We start from the raw sequence: 19,387 nt of genomic DNA on the forward strand, positions 1-19,387 counted from the left end.
GAAATGTTATGGCAGTCGATTTCAAATACATCGTCGTCGGCCGCGGGCTGATGGGGGCAGCGGCGGCGCGGCATCTGGCGCGCCAAGTGGACGGTGTCGCGGTGATTGGGCCGGACGAGCCGGATGATCGCAAGGCGCATCAGGGCGTCTTCGCCAGCCATTATGACGAGGGGCGCATCACTCGTACCATCGATCCCGACCGCAATTGGGCACTGCTCGCCAACCGCTCGATCGGCCGTTATGGCGAGATCGCCCGCGACAGCGGTATCGATTTCTATCGGGAGGTGGGCTGCGTCGCCGTCGCGCCGACGGGAGGCGATTATATCGAGAAGACCCGGCGGGCCGCCATTTCGCTGAACGTCGAAACCAGCCTTCTCGATGAGGCCGGGCTGAAGGCCGCCTTTCCCTTCTTCGCCTTTCCTGATGGGGGCACGGGCGTCTTCGAGGCGAGGGGGGCCGGCCACATCAGTCCGCGCAAGCTTGTGAAAGCCCAATCGCTGCTGGCGGAAAAGGCAGGTGCTGCCGTCATCCGCGATCATGTCATTTCGATCCGCAGCGAGGGCGGATGGGCCGCCGTCGAGACGGCCGGTGGCCTGACCTATCGCGGTGCAAAGGTGTTGCTGGCAGCGGGCGGATTTTCCATTGCGAAGAATCTGTTGCCGCGGCCGGTTGCCATGACGGTTTATGCCCGGACCGTGACGCTCTTTGAAGTAAGCGAGGCCGACGCGGTGCGCCTGGCCGCGATGCCGTCGCTCATTCTCAGGGCGCCCGGCATCGATATCTACCTGCTGCCGCCGATCCGGTATCCCAACGGCAAATTTTACCTGAAGATCGGCGGCGATCCTGACGATCTGGCGCTTAGCGACGAAGCGGAGATGCGCGCCTGGTTCAAGACCGAGGGGCGCGATACGGTGCGCGCGCATCTCAAACGCATCGTTGAAGGTCTTGTGCCCAATATCGTGCCGCTTTCGATTTCGACGGCCGCTTGCGTCGTGTCGCATACGGAAAGCGGCTATCCGATGATTGGCTATACTTCCTCGCCCGAGATCGCGGTGCTGACGGGCTGCGCCGGCACGTCGGCCAAGAGCTCGGACGAAATCGGCCGGCTTGGGGCCGAGCTGCTTTTATCAGGCGGAATCGGCGAAGAGGGCTACTCCACGGATTTCACACCGCAATTTCGCTAGAGCATTTCCGTTTTTCTCCGAATCACGGAAGTGCTCTCTCTTTTGTTCCTACGCAATTGCGGACGCAAAACCGCTGCGCATTTTTGCTGGAATAGCTCCAAGCGATATCATTTATTTCGATAGCAATTGCGATCTCTCTCGTTTATGGGAGCCCTGCCAGTTGGCTGGGCAGCCGCGCTTTACCAATGCCGAAAGGCGGTAGGGTGAGGAAAGTCCGGGCTCCACGGAAACACGGTGCCGGATAACGTCCGGCGAGGGCGACCTCAGGGAAAGTGCCACAGAAAGCAAACCGCCTGTCATGACAGGTAAGGGTGAAAGGGTGGGGTAAGAGCCCACCGCATCTCCGGCAACGGAAATGGCACGGTAAACCCCACCGGGAGCAAGACCGAATAGGGATGACGCGGCAGGCCGAAAGGCCTTCCGGCTGGTTTCCAGGCCAGTCATCCGGGTGGGTTGCGCGAGGCAGCGTGCGAACGCTGTCCCAGAGGAATGGCTGCCACGTTCCGGTTCACGCCGGAGCCTTACAGAACCCGGCTTACAGGCCAACTGGCGATTAACATCTTGCGGCGCGTCGGCCGGATTTTCACCGTAAGTCGCTGAAACTGACTGTTATCGAGCGGATGTTAATGCATTCATGGGTTGATTTTTCTCGCTTAGCCACCACTACGTGTCGTTTGTAAGATGGCGATGCTAACCCTTTGTTAAACTTAACGGCTTATAAATTTTTGATCATGCGTCCATTGCAAAATGGGCGTATCCCATTGACGCCCATATGGTCCCATGCTATCCCAAATGCGCACTGCACCAGGGCAATCACCTGCCCATTCATCGCAAAGTAAAGGCGTCTTCCTCTCCGGAAGCGTCGGAGGGGTTTTGGCTCATCCGGCTTGCGAAGCTGTGCCTGATATCGGGAGTTTCGGGCGTCTTTTGGTCCGGATCCCTGCGGGAACGGATGTTTCGTGTCATGAACCGCTTCCTTTCGAACGCGACCAACAGGATCGATGCCAAGGGCAGGGTTTCCGTGCCTTCGGCTTTTCGTTCCGTGCTGGCGCAGCGCAATGTTCAGGAGCTCTATTGCTTCCAGGACTTTGTGTTTCCGGCGATCAGCATCGGCGGTCCGGATCTTCTCGAAAGATTCGAACGGCAGATTGCTGCGGAGGATCCGTTTTCGCCGGATGCGAACGAGATGTCGCTTCTCATTCATGGAGGCGGGGTCTTCATGAAGCTCGATGCCGAGGGGCGGCTGATGGTCACGGATTTCATTCGCGGCTTTACCGGTATCTCGGACGAAGTGACCTTCGTCGGTCGGGCGGATCATTTTCAGCTCTGGCAGCCGCAGGCTTTTGTGGCCGCACAGGCGCAAGCACGAGGGGAGCGCAAGCTGGCGGGCAAGCGTTCCTGAAAGAACGAGGGAACGGAATGGTGGCGAATCCTGGCGGAGGTTCAACTGATGCCGGTGGCGGACCGGTTCGTCACATTCCTGTTCTACTCGAAGAAGTGCTTGCGGCGCTGGCGCCCGCGCCCGGCAAGCTCATCCTCGATGGTACATTCGGTGCGGGCGGTTACAGCTCGGCCATCCTTGCGGCCGGCGCCGAGGTGATTGCGCTCGACCGCGATCCGACGGCGATTGCATCGGGGCAGGCGATGGTCGCCGCCCATGGTGGTCGTCTCAAGCTTGTTCATTCGCAATTCTCGCATCTCGCCGATCATGCGCCGCAGGGCGGGCTCGATGGTGTCGTGCTCGATATCGGCGTCTCCTCCATGCAGATCGACGAGGCCGAGCGCGGCTTCTCCTTCCAGAAGAACGGACCGCTCGACATGCGCATGTCGGCCGAAGGTGTTTCGGCCGCCGATGTCGTCAACCGCGCCAAGGTCGCCGATCTCATCCGCATCTTCCATTTTCTCGGCGAGGAAAGCCAGGCGCCGCGCATCGCGCATGCGATCGAGAAGCGCCGCGCCGAAAAGCCATTTGAGACGACGCGCGATCTCGCCGGTCTCATCGAGCTCGTTACGCCGCGCAAGATGAAGGACAAGATCCATCCGGCAACGCGCGTCTTCCAGGCATTGCGCATCTTCGTCAATGACGAGCTCGGCGAACTGGCGCAGGCGCTGTTTGCGGCGGAAACGGCGCTGAAGCCCGGCGGGCGGCTCGTCGTCGTCACCTTTCATTCGCTGGAAGACCGCATCGTCAAGAAATTCTTCTCCGACCGCGCCGGCAAGGCGTCGGGTTCACGGCATCTGCCGGTCGCGCATGAGCGAGCGGCAACTTTTGCGGCTATCGGCAAGGCGATGGTTTCGGCAAGCGAGGCGGAGGCCGAGATCAATCCGCGCGCCCGCTCCGCCAAGCTGCGCGCCGGCCTGAGGACGGACGCCGCCGCCGAAGCCGCGGATATGTCGCTCTTCGGGTTTCCCAATCTTGCCAGTCTCGGAAAGCTTGGTGGTTGATATGCTGAAAACCTTCGATCTCGTGCTTATCGGCGTCATGACGGCCACCGCCGCCGTGACCTACACGATCAAGCACCGCGCCGAATTGAAGCTCGAGGAGGTTCATCGCCTCGAAGCCGAGATCAAGCTTGAGAAGGACACGATCGACCTTCTCAAGGCCGACTGGGCGCTGCAATCGCAGCCGAACCGGCTGGAGCGGCTGGTCAAGTCCTATAATGACGAATTGAAGCTGCAGCCGACGGAATCGACGGCGCTCGTGCATGCCAAGGAATTGCCGATGCTGAAATCCGAGGTTCCCGTGCCTGACGTGACGGAGGCCAAGGCCAGCGCCAAAGGCACGACCGTGGCCAGCGCCAAGAGCGCGACCGTGGCCAGCGCCAAAGGCGCACCGGACACCGCCAAGGGCGCGCAAGCCAACGCCAAGGCGCAGCCCATTCCGATGTCAGCGCCACGCGGCGAGGCAGAAGATGCAGACCAGATCGAAACCGGATCGGTGGAGGAATAATGTCGTTTCTTTCCCGCATCATGGTTTTGAAGAGCCAGGCGCATTTCTCCGCCGGCGTCTATAACCGGTTCGGCGGTCCTTCCCCCGCCGGCCTGGCGATCGAGGGATCGCGCAAGAAGAAATCCGGGCAGGCGAAAAGCCGCGTCGGCCTGCTGATCCTTGGCTTCATGGGCGTCTACGCCGTCATCGGCGGCCGTCTCGTCGAATATGCGATGAAGGATCAGGAGGTCGTCTCCAGCATTCTGCCGCCCGACCGGCTGATGGCCTCGCGCCCGGACATTCTCGACCGCAACGGCGAGGTACTGGCGACCGACATCCGCACCGTCTCGCTGTTTGCCGAGCCGAACAAGATCGTCGACGCCGACGAGGCAGTGGAGAAACTTGCAACGGTGCTGCCCGAGCTCGACGTCAGGGACACTTATAAGAAGCTCTCGGTCAAGACCTCGCATTTCGCCTGGCTGCGCCGGCAGCTGACGCCGAAGCAGCAGAGCCAGATCCTGGCGCTCGGCATTCCCGGCATCGGCTTCCGGCCGGAGAAGCGCCGCTTCTATCCGGGCGGCTCGACCGCCGCGCACATCCTCGGTTACGTCAACATCGACAACCGCGGTGTCGCCGGCATGGAGAAATTTATCGACGACCAGGGGCTTGCCGATCTCGCCTCGGTCGGCATGACCAGCGACCAGCCGCTCGAGCCGGTGCGGCTATCGATCGACCTGCGCGTGCAGAACATCGTGCGGGACGCGGTCGTCAACGCCGTTAACAACTTCCAGTCCAAGGGCGCCGGTGCCGCGGTCATCGACGTGCATACGGGAGAAGTGCTGGCGATGGCATCGGCGCCGGATTTCGATCCGAACGATCCGCAGGAAGGCGCCAAGGACGGTTGGCTCAACCGGATGACCAACGGCACCTTCGAAATGGGCTCGACCTTCAAGACCTTTTCGCTGGCCATGGCGCTCGATAGCGGCAAGGTGAAGATGACCGACAGTTTCGATGCCAGCAAATCGATCTATATCGGCGGCTTCACCATCCACGATTTTCACGGGCAGCGCCGCTGGCTGACTGTTCCCGAGATTTTCCAATATTCTTCGAATATCGGTACGGCGCGCGTCATCGACATCGTCGGCATCGATGCGCAGAAGGACTATCTGACCAAGTTCGGCCTCTTGACGAAGATGCAGACGGAACTGCCCGAAGTGAAGATGCCGAGCCAGCCGCGCGTTTGGAAGAAGATCAATTCGATCACGATTTCCTTCGGCCATGGCGTCTCGACGACGGCGCTGCAGACAGGGGTGGCCGCCGCCGCCCTCGTCAATGGCGGCAAGCTGATCGAGCCGACATTCCTGCCGCGCACGCGCGAACAGGCCGATCAGATCGCTACGCAGGTGATCAAGAAGTCGACCAGCGACAACATCCGCTATCTCCTTGATTTCAACGGCTACAAGGGATCCGGGCGTGTTGCCCGCGTGCCGGGCTTTGCCGTCGGCAGCAAGACCGGTACGGCCGACAAGGTGGTGAACGGGCGTTATTCGGCGACGCTGAACTTCAATTCCTTCATTGCCGCATTCCCGATCAATGATCCCAAATATGCCGTGATCACCTTCTGCGACGAGCCGAAGACCGGTGAGAAGCAATATGGCGGAACGATCTCCGCCGGCACCGCCGGCCCGATCGCTCGTGAGATCATCAGCCGCGCGGCCCCCATTCTCGGCATCGAGCCGAAATTCGGGGAGGGCGGATCGGCCTTGCTGGTGTCTTATTGAGTGTGAATGAATATCGACGCTGATTCGCGAGGGGTGAACCGGCTTCAAGAGAGAAAAGTGCGTTCGATGAAATTGCGAGACCTGGCCGGAGATCAGTTTCCGGAACTTGAAGCACAGCTCGAAGGCCCGGCAGGCTTGCTTGATATCTCAGGCCTGTCTTCGGATAGCCGCAAGGTGGCGCCTGGCAATGCCTTCGTCGCAGTCGCCGGCACCAAGGCGGACGGCGCAGGCTTCATCGCGGATGCCGCCGGCCGTGGCGCTGCCGTCGCGATCGCCTCCCAAGCCGTCGATGCTTCGATCCCCGTGCTTGCGGTCAAGGAGCCGCGCCGCTTCCTTTCCATCGCCGCCGCGCGTTTCCACGGCAAGCAGCCCGATACCATGGTCGCCGTCACCGGCACGGCGGGCAAAACCTCCGTCGCTTCTTTCACCCGGCAGATCTGGGCGCATGCGGGCCACGCGGCTGCGATGATCGGCACGACGGGCGTCGTTTCGCCGACGCGCAACGAATATGGCTCGCTGACGACGCCCGATCCGGTGTCTCTGCACGCGCTGCTGGCGGAACTCGCCGGAGAAGGCGTGACGCACGCCGCGATGGAAGCGTCCAGCCACGGCCTCGACCAGTGCCGGCTCGACGGGGTGAAGCTTGCTGCCGCCGCCTTCACCAATCTCGGCCGGGACCACATGGATTATCATCCCACGATCGAGGCCTATATGGCCGCCAAGATGCGGCTTTTCGATACGCTGTTGCCGAAGGGGTCGCCGGCAGTGATCTTCGCCGACGATCCGTGGTCGGCGCAGGCGATCAAGGCCGCGACCGATGCCGGTCACGACATTCGTACCGTCGGGCGAAAGGGCGATTACCTCTCGTTAAAGCGCGTCGAGCACTTCCGCCACAAGCAGATGGCCGAAATCCATATCGGCGGCGAGATCTTCGAGGTGGACATTCCGCTGGCCGGCGATTTTCAGGTGGCCAACGCGCTGGTCGCAGCGGGGCTTGCCATGTCGACCGGCGTTGAGGCGAAGGTTGCGATGGCCGCGCTCGAGAAACTCGTCGGCGCGTCCGGCCGTCTCGAACTCGTCGGCCATACAAAAGACGGCGCGCTCGCCTATGTCGACTACGCCCACAAGCCGGATGCGCTGGAAAACGTGCTGGGCTCGGTCAGACCCTTCACCACCGGCCGCGTCATTGTCGTTTTCGGCTGCGGCGGCGACCGTGACCGCGGCAAACGGCCGATCATGGGCGAAATCGCCTGCCGACTTGCCGACGTCGTTATAGTCACCGACGATAATCCGCGTTCTGAGGAGCCGGCCTCGATCCGGGCGGAGATCATGGCAGCAGCAAGCTGCGCCGCGGAAATCGCCGATCGCGCCACGGCGATCCGCGAGGCTGTTGGCATGCTGAGATCCGGCGATACGCTGATCGTCGCCGGCAAGGGGCATGAGGAAGGGCAGACGATCGGCGGCGTCACCCTGCCGTTCTCCGATCATGCGGAGGTGCGCAAGGCCTTGGAGGAGTTGAAATCTTGAGCTGGCTCTGGACGACGGAAGACATGATCGCAGCGATGGCGGGGCGCCCTTTCGGCACGCTGCCCGAAGGCATCACCGGCATTTCCATCGACAGCCGCTCGATTACTCCAGGCGAAGCCTTCTTCGCGATCAAGGGCGACCGTGTCGACGGTCACGACTACGCATCGATGGCGACGGCGAACGGCGCTTCCCTTCTCGTCGTCAGCGAGGCGAGGCTTCCCGCCATGGGCCGCCTGACGGTGCCGATGATCGTCGTGGAAGACGTGCTCGCGGCACTTGGCCGGCTCGGCCTTGCCTCGCGCGAGCGCTCGCGGGCCCGGATCATCGCGGTGACCGGATCTGTGGGAAAGACGACCACCAAGGAAATGCTGCGGCATGTGCTGTCGCCCTCCGGCAAGGTGCACGCCTCCGTCGCCTCCTTCAACAATCATTGGGGCGTGCCGCTGACGCTGGCGCGCATGCCTGAGGATACGGATTATGGCGTTTTCGAAGTCGGAATGAACCATCCCGGCGAGATCCGGCCCCTGGTGGGGATGATCCGTCCCGATGTCGCCATCATCACGACGATCGCGCCGGCCCATCTCGGCAACTTCAAGAACATCAAGGAAATCGCCGCTGCCAAGGCCGAGATCTTCGAGGGGCTCGAATCCGGCGGCCATGTCGTGCTCAATCGCGACAACGACCAGTTCAATTTCCTCGACCGCACGGCGCAATCGCTCGGCATCGAGCATATCCATTCCTTCGGCCAGCATGCCAAGGCCGAATTCCGGCTCGCAGAATTCAATGGCTCCGACGAGAATTCGACGCTGTGGCTGACGATTGGTGGCGAGACGCTGGAAGTCGCGCTCGGCGCGCCGGGCCGCCATATCGCCGAGAATGCGCTCGCAGCACTCGGGGTCGTCAGGATCGTCGGCGCCGATATGCAGAAGGCGATCGAAGCGCTTGCGACGCTGAGGCCGGAAAAGGGCAGGGGCAAGCGCCACCGGCTTTTAATCGGCGGCGGCAGCTTCACGCTGATCGACGAGAGCTACAATGCGAATCCAGCCTCGATGCGCGCGGCGATCGCGCTGCTGGCGGCCTCCGAGCCGACCGGCCGCGGACGCCGTATCGCCGTGCTCGGCGACATGCTGGAGATGGGCGAGTATGCGCAGAAGGTCCATACCGACCTTGCCGTGCCCCTGCTTGCGGCCGGCATCGAGCATGTCTGGATGGCTGGAGCCGAGATGGCTGCGCTGAAGGAATCGTTGCCGGAAAGCGTGCATGTCGACTATCGCGAGAACACGGACGAATTGACGGATTATGTATTGAACTCGGTCGCGCCAGGCGACGTGTTGATGGTGAAATCGTCTCTGGGCATCGGTTTCGGCAAGATCGTCGCCGCGCTCCTTGACAAGTTCCCGGCATTTGCCGACACGCAAAGCGAATTTTGATCGGGTAAACAAGGGGCCCTGAATGCTGATCTGGCTTGTCGAACTGTCGGAATATTTCAAATTTCTGAACCTGTTCAGATATATTACCTTCCGCACGGGGGCTGCTCTCTTCACCTCAGCACTGATCGTCTTCCTGTTCGGGCCGACGATCATCAATTCGCTGCGCATCCGGCAGGGCAAGGGCCAGCCGATCCGCGCCGATGGGCCGCAGACGCACTTCAAGAAAGCCGGCACGCCGACCATGGGCGGGCTGATGATCCTCGCCGGCATCGTCGGCGCATCGCTGCTCTGGGCCGATCTTTCCAACGTCTATGTCGTCGCCACGCTGCTGGTGACGCTGGGCTTCGGCGCGATCGGCTTCTACGACGATTATCTTAAGGTCACGAAGCAGAGCCACATGGGCTTTTCCGGCAAGGCGCGTCTCGGCATCGAATTCGTCATCGCCGGCATCGCCGTCTATTTCATGATGCGCACCGCCCTTGCCTCGGGGATTGCCGGCTCGACCTTCGGCTCCTCGATTGCCTTTCCCTTCTTCAAGGACTTCATGATCAATATCGGCATCATGTTCGTCGTCTTCGGCGGCTTCGTCATCGTCGGGGCCGGCAATGCCGTCAATCTGACGGACGGTCTCGACGGACTTGCCATCGTGCCTGTGATGATTGCAGCCGCCTCCTTCGGCGTCATCGCCTATCTCGCCGGCAACGTGGTGTTTGCGAACTACCTGCAGATCAATTTCGTGCCCGGCACCGGCGAGCTCGCCGTCGTGCTCGGCGCCGTCATCGGCGCCGGCCTCGGCTTTCTCTGGTTCAATGCTCCGCCGGCCGCCATCTTCATGGGCGACACCGGGTCGCTGGCACTCGGCGGCACGATCGGCACCGTCGCCGTCGCCACCAAGCATGAGATCGTCATGGCAATCATCGGCGGCCTCTTCGTCATCGAGACGCTCTCGGTCATCATCCAGGTCGGCTTCTTCAAGATGACCGGCCGGCGCGTCTTCCTGATGGCGCCGATCCATCATCACTTCGAGAAGAAGGGCTGGACCGAGAGTCAGGTGGTGATCCGCTTCTGGATCGTCGCCGTCGGCCTTGCCATGCTCGGTCTCTCGACGCTGAAGCTCCGGTGAGGCGGCGATGATCCCGGTCACGACGCTCAAGGACAGGAAGGTCGCGCTCTTCGGGCTCGGCGGCTCCGGCTTTGCCACTGCCCGGGCGCTGATATCAGGCGGTGCCGAGGTGACCGCCTGGGACGACAATCCCGACAGCGTCGCCAAGGCCGCGGCCGAAGGCATCAGAACGGAAGACCTGCACAACATCGACTGGAGCCAGCAGACGCTGTTCGTGCTGTCACCCGGCGTGCCGCTCACCCATCCGAAGCCGCACTGGACGGTCGATCTTGCGCGTGCGGCGGGCGTCGATATCGTCGGCGACGTCGAGCTCTTCGTGCGCGAGCGCCGCGCTCATGCGCCGGACTGCCCCTTCATCGCCATAACAGGCACCAACGGCAAGTCGACCACGACGGCGCTGGTCGCCCATATCCTGAGGTCATCAGGCTACGACACGCAGCTTGGCGGCAATATCGGCACGGCGGTGCTGACCCTCGATCCGCCGAGGGGCGAGCGCTTTTACGTCGTCGAATGCTCCTCCTACCAGATCGATCTGGCGCCGACGCTGAACCCGTCGGCCGGAATCCTGCTCAACTTGACGCCCGATCATCTCGACCGTCATGGCACGATGCAGCATTATGCAGATATCAAGGAGCGGCTGGTTGCCGGCAGCGATGTCGCGATTGTCGGCGTCGACGACAGCCATTCGGCCTTGATCGCTGACCGCGTCCAGCGGGCGGGTGTCAAGGTGGTCCGCATTTCGCGCCGCAACGTGGTGGCGGACGGCATTTATGCCGAGGGCACCAAACTCATCCAGGCCGCCGGCGGCGCCATGCTGCCTTTCGCCGATCTCGACGGCATCCAGACGCTGCGCGGCAGCCACAATGCGCAGAACGCCGCCGCCGCCGTCGCCGCCTGCCTCGCTGTCGGGGTTTCCGCCGACGACATCCGCGCCGGCCTTGCCTCGTTCCCCGGACTCAAGCACCGCATGCAGCCGGTTGGACAGCGTGGTCGCGTCGTTTTCATCAACGATTCCAAGGCGACCAATGCCGATGCCGCAGCGCCCGCTCTTTCGAGCTATGATCGCATCTATTGGATCGCCGGCGGCCTGCCGAAGGCTGGCGGCATCACGACGCTCGCTCCCTATTTTCCGCGCATAGCCAAGGCCTATCTGATCGGCGAGGCGGCGGCGGAATTCGCGGCGACGCTCGGCGAGGCCGTGCCTTACGAGATTTCGGGTACGCTGGAGCGCGCGGTCGCGCATGCGGCAGCCGATGCCGAACGCGACGAGAACGTTGCTTCAGCGGTGATGTTATCCCCGGCTTGCGCAAGCTTCGATCAGTATAAGAACTTCGAAGTCAGGGGCGATGCCTTCGTCGGCCACGTGGCAGCGCTTGACGGGATTGCGATGCTGATCGGTCCGGCAACAGGAGAGAAATGACATGGTAAGCCGCGCGGAACGTGGGCCTCTGGCCGATTGGTTCTGGACCATCGACCGCTTCTTCCTGGCGATGTTCATCTTCCTGATGGGCATCGGCTTCATGCTGTCGTTTGCGGCATCTCCTGCGGTCGCCGAGCGCATCGGGCTCGAGCCTTTCCACTTCGTCAAGCGCCATGCGGCCTTCATGATCCCCTCGATCGGCGTCATGCTCGGGCTGTCGTTCCTGACGCCGCGCCAGGTGCGACGAACCGCGATCCTGATCCTGATCATCTCGGTCGCCATGATGGTGCTGGTGCTTTTCGTCGGGCAGGAGGTCAAGGGTGGCAGGCGCTGGATCTGGATCGCTGGCCTTTCCATCCAGCCGTCTGAATTCATGAAGCCTGCCTTCGTCGTGGTCTGCGCCTGGCTGTTTGCCGAACATGCGCGCCAGCCGGAGATCCCCGGCAATCTCTTTGCGATCATCCTGTTCGGCATCGTTGCGGCACTTCTTATCGCGCAGCCGGACCTCGGCCAGACCATCCTGACCACGGCCGTCTGGGGCGGGATGTTCTTCATGGCCGGCATGCCATGGATCTGGATCATGCTGCTCGGCATCGGCGGCGCCGGTGGCCTGCTCAGCGCCTATTACGTCTTCCCGCACGTCGCCGGCCGGATAGACAAGTTCATGACCGGCGAGGGTGATACTTTCCAGATCGACACCGCGCGCGAGGCGATCATCCGCGGCAGCTGGTTCGGCCAGGGACCGGGTGAGGGTATCGTCAAGCGCATCATCCCGGATGCGCATACCGACTTCATCTTCTCTGTCGCTGCCGAGGAATTCGGGATCGTCTTCTGCATGGCGCTCGTTGCGCTGTTTACCGTGCTGGTGCTGCGCGGCCTCTCGCATGCCTATCGCGAGCGGAACGACTTCAACCGCTTCGCCGTCGCCGGCCTCGTGCTGCAGATGGGCATCCAGTCGATCATCAATATCGGCGTCAATCTCGAACTGCTGCCGGCGAAGGGCATGACGCTGCCGCTGATTTCCTATGGCGGCTCGTCCATGGTGGCGATCTGCGTCACCGCCGGCTTCATCCTGGCGCTGACGCGGCATCGACCGGAAAAACGCGCGCAGGACCGGAGCCTCTTCCGCGTCCCGCACGGCATGCCGGCGGAGTAGAAGACCATGAGCAAAGGCATCGTGCTGCTTGCCGCCGGGGGAACCGGCGGCCATGTGTTTCCGGCGGAGGCGCTGGCCTTCAAGCTGAAGGAGCGCGGCTATTCGGTGCATCTCGTCACGGACAGCCGAGCCGAGCGTTATGCCGGAAAGTTCCCGGCCGAGGAGATCCATGTGGTGCCGTCGGCGACGATCGGCTCGAAGAATCCGGTTGCCGTGGCCCGCTCGCTGTGGACGCTCTGGAGCGGCATGCGGGCCGCAAAGAAACTGATCCAGCGGCTGCAGCCGGTCATCGTCGTCGGTTTCGGCGGTTATCCCACCGTGCCGCCGCTGCTTGCCGCTACCCGGCTCGGCGTGCCCTCGATGATCCACGAGCAGAACGCCGTGATGGGCCGCGCCAACAAGGCCTTAGCAACCCGTGTGCAGGCCATCGCCGGCGGGTTCCTGCCGGAGGGCGGTGCCGCCTTTCCAGACAAGACGGTGACGACGGGTAATCCGGTCCGCCCGGCGATCATTGCCGCGGCCGAGGTGCCTTATACGCCGTCGCATCCGGGTGAGGCCTTCAACCTCGTCGTCTTCGGTGGCAGCCAGGGCGCGCAATATTTTTCCAAGGCGCTGCCGACGGCGATCAGCCTGCTCGACGACGCGCTTCGCGTGCGCCTGCGCATCACCCAGCAGGTGCGTCCCGAGGACATGGAGATGGTCAGCGGCTGCGTCGCCAAGCTGGAGATGGGGGCCGATATCGCACCCTTCTTTACCGACATGGCCGAGAGGCTGGCGAGGGCGCATCTCGTCATCTGCCGTTCGGGCGCCTCGACGGTTTCGGAAATCTCCGTCATCGGGCGGCCTGCCGTGCTCGTGCCTTACCCGCACGCTCTCGATCACGACCAGGCGGCGAATGCGGCGGCACTCGCTGCGACCGGCGGGGCGAAGGTGATTGCCCAGTCAGAGCTTTCGCCGGAGAAGATCGCGGCGATCCTGACGGCTGTCATGAACGATCMGGAAAAGCTTTCGCACATGGCGGCGGCAGCGAAACTCGCCGGGAAACCCGACGCAGCAAACTTGCTTGCCGACATGGTTGAGGCTATTGCCGCCGGACGGACAATTGCGGAATTCAAGAGGACACGCGCATGAAACTGCCGAAGACGATCGGTCTCGTCCATTTCATCGGCATTGGCGGCATCGGCATGAGCGGTATTGCCGAGGTGCTGCACAATCTCGGCCACAAGGTGCAGGGATCGGACCAGGCCGACAGTGCCAATGTCCAGCGCCTGCGCGACAAGGGCATCGAGGTATTCGTCGGTCACCGAGCCGAAAACCTGGGCGAGGCCGAAGTCGTGGTCGTCTCGACGGCGATCAAGAAGAGCAATCCGGAGCTCATCGCCGCGCGCGAAAAGCTGCTGCCGGTGGTGCGCCGTGCCGAAATGCTGGCCGAGTTGATGCGCTTCCGCAATGCGATCGCCATCGGCGGCACGCATGGCAAGACGACGACCACCTCGCTGGTCGCCACACTGCTCGAAGCCGGTGGGCTCGACCCGACCGTCATCAATGGCGGCATCATCAATGCCTACGGCACCAACGCCCGCATGGGCGAGGGCGAGTGGATGGTGGTCGAGGCCGACGAATCCGACGGCACCTTCCTCAAGCTTCCGGCCGATGTCGCCGTCATCACCAATATCGACCCGGAACATCTCGACCATTACGGCAATTTCGACGCCGTGCGCGCCGCCTTCCGGCAGTTCGTCGAGAACGTGCCGTTTTACGGCTTCGGCGTCATGTGCCTCGACCATCCCGAGGTGCAGTCGCTGGTCGGCCGCATCGAGGACCGCAAGATCATCACCTATGGCGAGAACCCGCAGGCCGACGTGCGCTTCAAGAATGTCCGCATCGACGGCACGCGCTCGATCTTCGACGTCGAAATCCGCCGCCGCCGCACCGGCCAGGTGATCGAGCTCAAGGGGCTGGTCATGCCGATGCCCGGACGGCATAATATCTCCAACGCGACGGCGGCGATTGCCGTTGCCAACCGGCTCGGCATATCGAGCGCCGATATCGCCAAGGGGCTTGCTTCCTTCGGCGGCGTCAAGCGGCGCTTCACGCTGACCGGCGAATGGAACGGGGTGCAGATCTTCGACGATTACGGTCACCATCCCGTCGAGATCAAGGCTGTGCTGCGCGCTGCCCGCGAATCCTGCAAGGGGCGCATCATCGCGGTCCACCAGCCGCACCGCTATAGTCGTCTTGCGAGCCTGTTCGAGGAATTCGCCGCCTGCTTCAACGATGCCGACAGCATCTTCCTGGCACCTGTCTATGCAGCGGGGGAGGATCCGATCGAGGGTATCGATTCCGTGTCGCTGGTTTCGCGCATAAAATCCGGCGGCCATCGCGACGCCCGCTTTCTCACCTCGGCGGAGCTTTTGCCGCAGATGGTCGCGGAGGTTGCAAAGCCTGGCGATTTCGTGGTTCTGTTGGGGGCTGGGAGCATCACATCCTGGGCAGCGGCGCTGCCCAAGCAACTGGAAGGCCTATCGGGAAAGTCCGTATGAAACAGGTGAATGGGGAAAAGCTTCTCGCGTCTCTCGGAGAGGGTGTAAAGGATATCCGCGGCCGTATCACGCCGGATGCCCCGATGGACCGCGTCACCTGGTTCAGGGCCGGCGGCCTGGCTGAGCTGATGTTCCAGCCGCATGACATCGACGATCTCATCGCCTTCCTGAAGATATTGCCGGAAGAGGTGCCGCTGACGGTGGTCGGCGTCGGCTCCAACATCCTGGTGCGCGATGGCGGCATTCCCGGCGTCGTGCTGCGCCTGTCGGCCAAGGGGTTCGGCTTCGTCGAGCTCGCCGGCGAAAACCGCATCCTGGCCGGCGCCATCTGCCCTGACAAACATGTGGCGGCGATGGCGATGGACAACGGCATCGGCGGCTTCCATTTCTTCTACGGCATTCCCGGTGGCATCGGTGGCGCGGCGCGCATGAATGCCGGGGCCAATGGCGTGGAGACGCGCGAGCGGCTGATCGAAGTCCATGCGGTCGACCGCAAGGGCGACAAGCATGTGCTTTCCAATGCCGAGATGGGCTATTCCTACCGGCATTCGACCGCATCGACAGATCTGATCTTCACCTCCGTGCTGTTCGAGGGCTATCCGGAAGAGCGCGCGCAGATCCGCGCCGAGATGGACGCCGTGCGCAATCATCGCGAGACGGTGCAGCCGGTGCGTGAAAAGACCGGCGGGTCGACCTTCAAGAACCCCGCCGGCCATTCGGCCTGGAAACTGATCGACGAGGCAGGCTGCCGCGGCCTCGTCATCGGCGGAGCGCAGATGTCGTCGCTGCACTGCAATTTCATGATCAACATGGGGCAGGCGACCGGCTACGACCTCGAATATCTCGGCGAACAGGTGCGCCGCGAGGTCTTCGAAAAAGACGGCATCAAGCTCGAATGGGAAATCAAACGTCTCGGCGTCTTCATGCCCGGCCGTGAGGTGCACCCGTTTCAGGGTGTGACGAGCGAGTAACGGTTACTTCACCGCAAGCTTCAGGCCTTCGCGCGGCGTGACCAGGGGCGACCAGCCAAGCACGTCGCGGGCACGGGATATGTCGACCTGGAGGGAGCCACAAAGACGTTGGTAGACGGCGTCCTTTCCCGTGACTCTCGCGCCCATCTGCAACAAGGCGGGGGGAAAGGGGAGCAGCATCGGTTTGACACCCAGCCCTGCGGCAATCCCTTCAATAAGCCCTGGAGTCGAAAGATCTTCTCCATCGCCTGCGAGAAAGGTCTCGCCGGCTGCCTCGGGATGCTTCATCCCGGTGATGATCAGATCGATGAGATTTGGAAGCGCGACCAGTGTTCGGCGGTTCTTCAGCGACGCGAAGGGGAGCGGTATCTTCTTCCGGACAAGTCCGACGAGCAGGGCGAAATTGCCCCTCGCGCCGGGTCCATAGACGAGCGGCGGGCGAATGACGACGACCTCCACGCCTGTTCGGGCGGCGATTTCATGCAGCCCGATTTCAGTTTCCAGCTTCGAGATGCCATAGGGATCGATCGGCATTGGCGTATCGTCGTGCCGGAAGGGCCGATCGTTCTCCTCACCGTTGACCTTGATGCTGCTGATGAAGACGAACCTTTTTACGCCCGCGCGGGCGGCCTGCTCGGCGAGGTTCAACGTCGCGGCGGTGTTAATCCGCCGAAACTCCGCAAGCGGATCGGCTGCGCGGTCGTTCATGATGTGTACACGAGCGGCGAGATGGACAATGACATCAACACCCTCGAGAACTGCTGCCCAATCGGTTTCGCTTGTTATCTCGATGGGGAAATGCCGCACAGATGTCGGGAAGCTGGCGGCTGCAGATCGCGTCGTCACCGCAAGCTCGCATATCCGTTCTCTATGCAGTCTTTCGACGAGAGGCCCACCGACAAAGCCGGCTGCGCCGGTAATGAGGCTTCGCATGATCTGTTCCCCGTTTTGCCGTGAGTGTTCCGGTTAACCGGAAGTGCTCACGGCATCAATAAAAAAGCCGCGACGGTGGCCGTCGCGGCTTGTTGTTGACTTGCTACTCGAGGTTCAGACTTCCTCGCGGCCCGACAGCCGGATGCAGACCAGCGAGATCACCGCCGAGGCGGCGAGGTAGTAGCCGACATAGTCGAGGCTGTAATGGGTGGCGAGCCAGGTGGCGATATAAGGAGCGAGCGAGGCGCCGAAGATGCCACCCAGATTGAAGGTCATAGAGGCGCCGGTGTAGCGCACCATGGTCGGGAAGGGCGCGGCAAGGGCAGCGCCGATCGGACCGTAGGTGAAGCCCATCAAGGCGAGGCCGATGATCGAGCACAGGAAGGCGCCTGTGAGACCGCTGGTCAACAGCGTCGCGTAGAAGAAGCCGAAGATCGCGATGGCAATCGTCGTCAGCGTCAGGATGGTGCGGCGCGAATAGAGATCGGAGAGCCAGCCGGAGAGCGGGATCGTCAGGCCGAAGAAGACGACGCCGACAAGCTGGACGACCAGAAACTGTTCTCTCGTATAACCGAGCCCACCCCTTTCCAAGGGTGTCGTGCCCCAGGAGAGCGTGAAGACCGTCATGAGGTAGAACAGCACGAAGGTCGCGACGGCAATGAAGGTGCCGAGGATCAGGCTGCGCAGATGACCGCGGAAGACCACCTCGATCGGCACGGCGACGCGCTCGTGCTTTTCGACGGCTTTGCGGAATTCCGGCGTCTCAGCAATCTTCAGGCGGACATAGAGGCCGACGGCGACGAGGGCGAGGCTGGCGATGAAGGGAATGCGCCATCCATAGTCGAGGAAATCCTCGTTGCTCATCGTTTCCGCCAGGATGAGGAAGAAGCCGGAGGAAAGGATGAAGCCGATCGGCGCGCCGAGCTGCGGGAACATGGCGTACCAGCTGCGCTTGCCGGGAGGAGCGTTTTCGGTGGCAAGCAGGACGGCGCCGCCCCATTCGCCGCCGAGGCCGAGGCCCTGACCGAAGCGGCAAAGCGCCAGCAATAGCGGCGCGGCGATGCCGATCGCATCATAGCCTGGCAGCATGCCGATCAAGACGGTCGAAAGCCCCATCGTCATCAGCGCGGCGACGAGCGTCGCCTTACGGCCGATGCGATCGCCGAAATGACCGAACACGACGGCGCCGATGGGGCGGGCGAAGAAGGCGATCGAGAAAGTGACGAGCGACTGCAGCGTTGCGGCGTTCGAATCGCTTGCCGGGAAGAAGAGATGCGGGAAGACGAGGACGGCTGCCGTCGCATAGACGTAGAAGTCGAAGAATTCGATGGTGGTGCCGACAAGGCTGGCGACGAGGACGCGAGCCGGGGAATTGACTTGCGCGCTGTTCGAGGCAGGAGTCGGCGATGCGGAGATCGCGTCTGTCATTTTCAATCCAATCAGTATTTTTATGAATCGCCTTGGGAGGCCGGCGGGTCTTAACGCAATTTCAGGCCTGAGAAAACGTCTCCTTGCGCCGCAGGTACCGCATCTCCACCCGCTTCTCGATCCTTGCGTGAAGCTTGCCGCGGCAATGTCCGCGCGCTTGACCGGAATCGAATTGTAACGGATTCACTTAAACTCTTGGTTGAGGTTAAGGAGGCGCGCATGCAAAAGAGTCTAGTTGCCGAGTTTCTCGGCACGTTCTGGCTGGTCTTCGGCGGATGCGGCAGCGCCGTGCTGGCCGCGGCCTATCCCGAGCTTGGGATCGGTTTTGTCGGCGTGGCCTTTGCGTTCGGTCTGACCGTGCTCACCATGGCCTATGCCGTGGGCGGCATCTCAGGCGGTCATTTCAATCCCGCCGTCTCCCTCGGCCTAACTGTTGCCGGACGGTTTCCCGCGGCGCGCCTCGTTCCCTATGTCGTCGCGCAGGTTGTCGGCGCCATCGCCGCGGCGGCGCTGCTTTATCTCATCGCCAGCGGCAAGGCGGGTTTCGAACTCGGCGGCTTTGCCGCCAACGGATATGGCGATCATTCCCCGGGCGGTTATTCACTGCTTTCGGCGCTGCTGATCGAAGTGCTGCTGACCATGTTCTTCCTGATCATCATCCTGGGATCGACCAGCAGCCGGGTGCCTGCCGGCTTCGCGCCGCTTGCGATCGGCCTCGGACTGACGCTGATCCATCTCGTTTCTATCCCCGTGACGAACACCTCGGTCAATCCGGCGCGTTCCACCGGCCAGGCGCTTTTCGTCGGCGGCTGGGCGCTGCAGCAGCTCTGGCTGTTCTGGATTGCGCCGCTTGCGGGTGGGGCGCTTGGCGGGCTCGTCTGGAAATTCCTCGACGACGCCGACTGACTACAGGACATCGAACTATCCCATTGAGCCCGCGCGGTTTTTCCGCGCGGGCTTTT

16 protein-coding genes and 1 other RNA gene are annotated in these 19,387 nt (G+C 62.4%); 15 read left to right on the top strand and 2 right to left on the bottom strand.

Annotated features, from left to right (window positions below):
- Window positions 1–8: 8 nt before the first annotated feature.
- The 14 genes from AC1D1Z_RS04065 to murB all read left to right on the top strand — a co-directional run bounded on the left by AC1D1Z_RS04065 (window position 9) and on the right by murB (window position 16,064).
- Entirely contained in the window at window positions 9–1,184 is a 1,176-nt protein-coding gene (locus AC1D1Z_RS04065; protein WP_130652773.1) for an NAD(P)/FAD-dependent oxidoreductase, read from the top strand.
- A 156-nt stretch (window positions 1,185–1,340) separates the two neighbouring features.
- Window positions 1,341–1,738, top strand: an RNA gene (rnpB, locus tag AC1D1Z_RS04070) — RNase P RNA component class A.
- Between the two features lie 410 nt (window positions 1,739–2,148).
- Window positions 2,149–2,586, top strand: coding sequence for a division/cell wall cluster transcriptional repressor MraZ (mraZ, locus tag AC1D1Z_RS04075; protein WP_026188472.1), 438 nt, complete (start codon window positions 2,149–2,151; stop codon window positions 2,584–2,586).
- Window positions 2,587–2,603: 17 nt separating this feature from the next.
- A complete protein-coding gene (rsmH, locus tag AC1D1Z_RS04080; protein ID WP_018242868.1) occupies window positions 2,604–3,629 on the top strand; it encodes a 16S rRNA (cytosine(1402)-N(4))-methyltransferase RsmH in 1,026 nt (341 codons plus the stop codon).
- A 1-nt stretch (window position 3,630) separates the two neighbouring features.
- Window positions 3,631–4,134 carry a cell division protein FtsL gene (ftsL, locus tag AC1D1Z_RS04085; RefSeq protein WP_130653549.1) on the top strand — a complete coding sequence of 168 codons (504 nt, stop codon included), beginning with the start codon at window positions 3,631–3,633 and terminating at the stop codon, window positions 4,132–4,134.
- The gene (locus AC1D1Z_RS04090; RefSeq protein WP_018242866.1) at window positions 4,134–5,894 is read left to right on the top strand and encodes a peptidoglycan D,D-transpeptidase FtsI family protein; all 1,761 of its coding nucleotides are present in this window, start codon (window positions 4,134–4,136) and stop codon (window positions 5,892–5,894) included. The genes ftsL and AC1D1Z_RS04090 overlap by 1 nt, the downstream gene beginning before the upstream one ends.
- Window positions 5,895–5,900: 6 nt before the next feature.
- Entirely contained in the window at window positions 5,901–7,421 is a 1,521-nt protein-coding gene (locus AC1D1Z_RS04095; protein WP_130652772.1) for a UDP-N-acetylmuramoyl-L-alanyl-D-glutamate--2,6-diaminopimelate ligase, read from the top strand.
- Window positions 7,418–8,851, top strand: coding sequence for a UDP-N-acetylmuramoylalanyl-D-glutamyl-2,6-diaminopimelate--D-alanyl-D-alanine ligase (locus tag AC1D1Z_RS04100; RefSeq protein ID WP_130652771.1), 1,434 nt, complete (start codon window positions 7,418–7,420; stop codon window positions 8,849–8,851). Before AC1D1Z_RS04095 ends, AC1D1Z_RS04100 begins: the two co-directional genes overlap by 4 nt.
- A 22-nt stretch (window positions 8,852–8,873) precedes the next feature.
- Window positions 8,874–9,974: a phospho-N-acetylmuramoyl-pentapeptide-transferase gene (mraY, locus tag AC1D1Z_RS04105; RefSeq protein WP_003541415.1), complete on the top strand. Its 1,101-nt coding sequence runs from the start codon at window positions 8,874–8,876 to the stop codon at window positions 9,972–9,974.
- Window positions 9,975–9,981: 7 nt separating this feature from the next.
- On the top strand, window positions 9,982–11,394 hold the full coding sequence (gene murD, locus AC1D1Z_RS04110) for a UDP-N-acetylmuramoyl-L-alanine--D-glutamate ligase (protein WP_130652770.1): 1,413 nt from the start codon (window positions 9,982–9,984) through the stop codon (window positions 11,392–11,394).
- 1 nt (window position 11,395) lies between these two features.
- The gene (ftsW, locus tag AC1D1Z_RS04115) at window positions 11,396–12,550 is read left to right on the top strand and encodes a putative lipid II flippase FtsW (protein WP_018242862.1); all 1,155 of its coding nucleotides are present in this window, start codon (window positions 11,396–11,398) and stop codon (window positions 12,548–12,550) included.
- Window positions 12,551–12,556: 6 nt separating this feature from the next.
- Window positions 12,557–13,681 (top strand): undecaprenyldiphospho-muramoylpentapeptide beta-N-acetylglucosaminyltransferase, encoded by a 1,125-nt coding sequence (murG, locus tag AC1D1Z_RS04120; protein ID WP_477849589.1) that lies wholly within the window; start codon window positions 12,557–12,559, stop codon window positions 13,679–13,681.
- Complete coding sequence (gene murC / locus AC1D1Z_RS04125; protein ID WP_018446549.1) at window positions 13,678–15,093, top strand: UDP-N-acetylmuramate--L-alanine ligase; 1,416 nt, start codon at window positions 13,678–13,680, stop codon at window positions 15,091–15,093. The genes murG and murC overlap by 4 nt, the downstream gene beginning before the upstream one ends.
- Complete coding sequence (gene murB / locus AC1D1Z_RS04130) at window positions 15,090–16,064, top strand: UDP-N-acetylmuramate dehydrogenase (protein WP_018242859.1); 975 nt, start codon at window positions 15,090–15,092, stop codon at window positions 16,062–16,064. The genes murC and murB overlap by 4 nt, the downstream gene beginning before the upstream one ends.
- 3 nt (window positions 16,065–16,067) lie before the next feature.
- Here the strand turns inward: murB and AC1D1Z_RS04135 are convergent, their stop codons facing one another.
- Together AC1D1Z_RS04135 and AC1D1Z_RS04140 are read right to left on the bottom strand one after the other, a co-directional pair.
- Complete coding sequence (locus AC1D1Z_RS04135; RefSeq protein ID WP_130652768.1) at window positions 16,068–16,997, bottom strand: UDP-glucose 4-epimerase family protein; 930 nt, start codon at window positions 16,995–16,997, stop codon at window positions 16,068–16,070.
- 114 nt (window positions 16,998–17,111) lie between these two features.
- A complete protein-coding gene (locus AC1D1Z_RS04140) occupies window positions 17,112–18,425 on the bottom strand; it encodes an MFS transporter (protein WP_130652767.1) in 1,314 nt (437 codons plus the stop codon).
- A 195-nt stretch (window positions 18,426–18,620) separates the two neighbouring features.
- On the opposite strand from AC1D1Z_RS04140, the gene aqpZ reads away from it, so the two are divergent.
- Complete coding sequence (gene aqpZ / locus AC1D1Z_RS04145) at window positions 18,621–19,331, top strand: aquaporin Z (RefSeq protein ID WP_281032805.1); 711 nt, start codon at window positions 18,621–18,623, stop codon at window positions 19,329–19,331.
- Window positions 19,332–19,387: the final 56 nt, after the last annotated feature.

Source organism: Rhizobium sp. P1_E1 (assembly GCF_056406015.1).

Bases quoted from the DNA above. Each gene is read 5' to 3' on its own strand.
- AC1D1Z_RS04135 (WP_130652768.1), bottom strand. From the start codon at position 16,997: ATGCGAAGCCTCATTACCGGCGCAGCCGGCTTTGTCGGTGGGCCTCTC.
- AC1D1Z_RS04090 (WP_018242866.1), top strand. From the start codon at position 4,134: ATGTCGTTTCTTTCCCGCATCATGGTTTTGAAGAGCCAGGCGCATTTC.
- murC (WP_018446549.1), top strand. From the start codon at position 13,678: ATGAAACTGCCGAAGACGATCGGTCTCGTCCATTTCATCGGCATTGGC.
- mraY (WP_003541415.1), top strand. From the start codon at position 8,874: ATGCTGATCTGGCTTGTCGAACTGTCGGAATATTTCAAATTTCTGAAC.
- ftsW (WP_018242862.1), top strand. From the start codon at position 11,396: ATGGTAAGCCGCGCGGAACGTGGGCCTCTGGCCGATTGGTTCTGGACC.
- AC1D1Z_RS04095 (WP_130652772.1), top strand. From the start codon at position 5,901: ATGAATATCGACGCTGATTCGCGAGGGGTGAACCGGCTTCAAGAGAGA.
- AC1D1Z_RS04140 (WP_130652767.1), bottom strand. From the start codon at position 18,425: ATGACAGACGCGATCTCCGCATCGCCGACTCCTGCCTCGAACAGCGCG.
- mraZ (WP_026188472.1), top strand. From the start codon at position 2,149: ATGAACCGCTTCCTTTCGAACGCGACCAACAGGATCGATGCCAAGGGC.
- murB (WP_018242859.1), top strand. From the start codon at position 15,090: ATGAAACAGGTGAATGGGGAAAAGCTTCTCGCGTCTCTCGGAGAGGGT.
- AC1D1Z_RS04065 (WP_130652773.1), top strand. From the start codon at position 9: ATGGCAGTCGATTTCAAATACATCGTCGTCGGCCGCGGGCTGATGGGG.
- rsmH (WP_018242868.1), top strand. From the start codon at position 2,604: ATGGTGGCGAATCCTGGCGGAGGTTCAACTGATGCCGGTGGCGGACCG.
- ftsL (WP_130653549.1), top strand. From the start codon at position 3,631: ATGCTGAAAACCTTCGATCTCGTGCTTATCGGCGTCATGACGGCCACC.
- murD (WP_130652770.1), top strand. From the start codon at position 9,982: ATGATCCCGGTCACGACGCTCAAGGACAGGAAGGTCGCGCTCTTCGGG.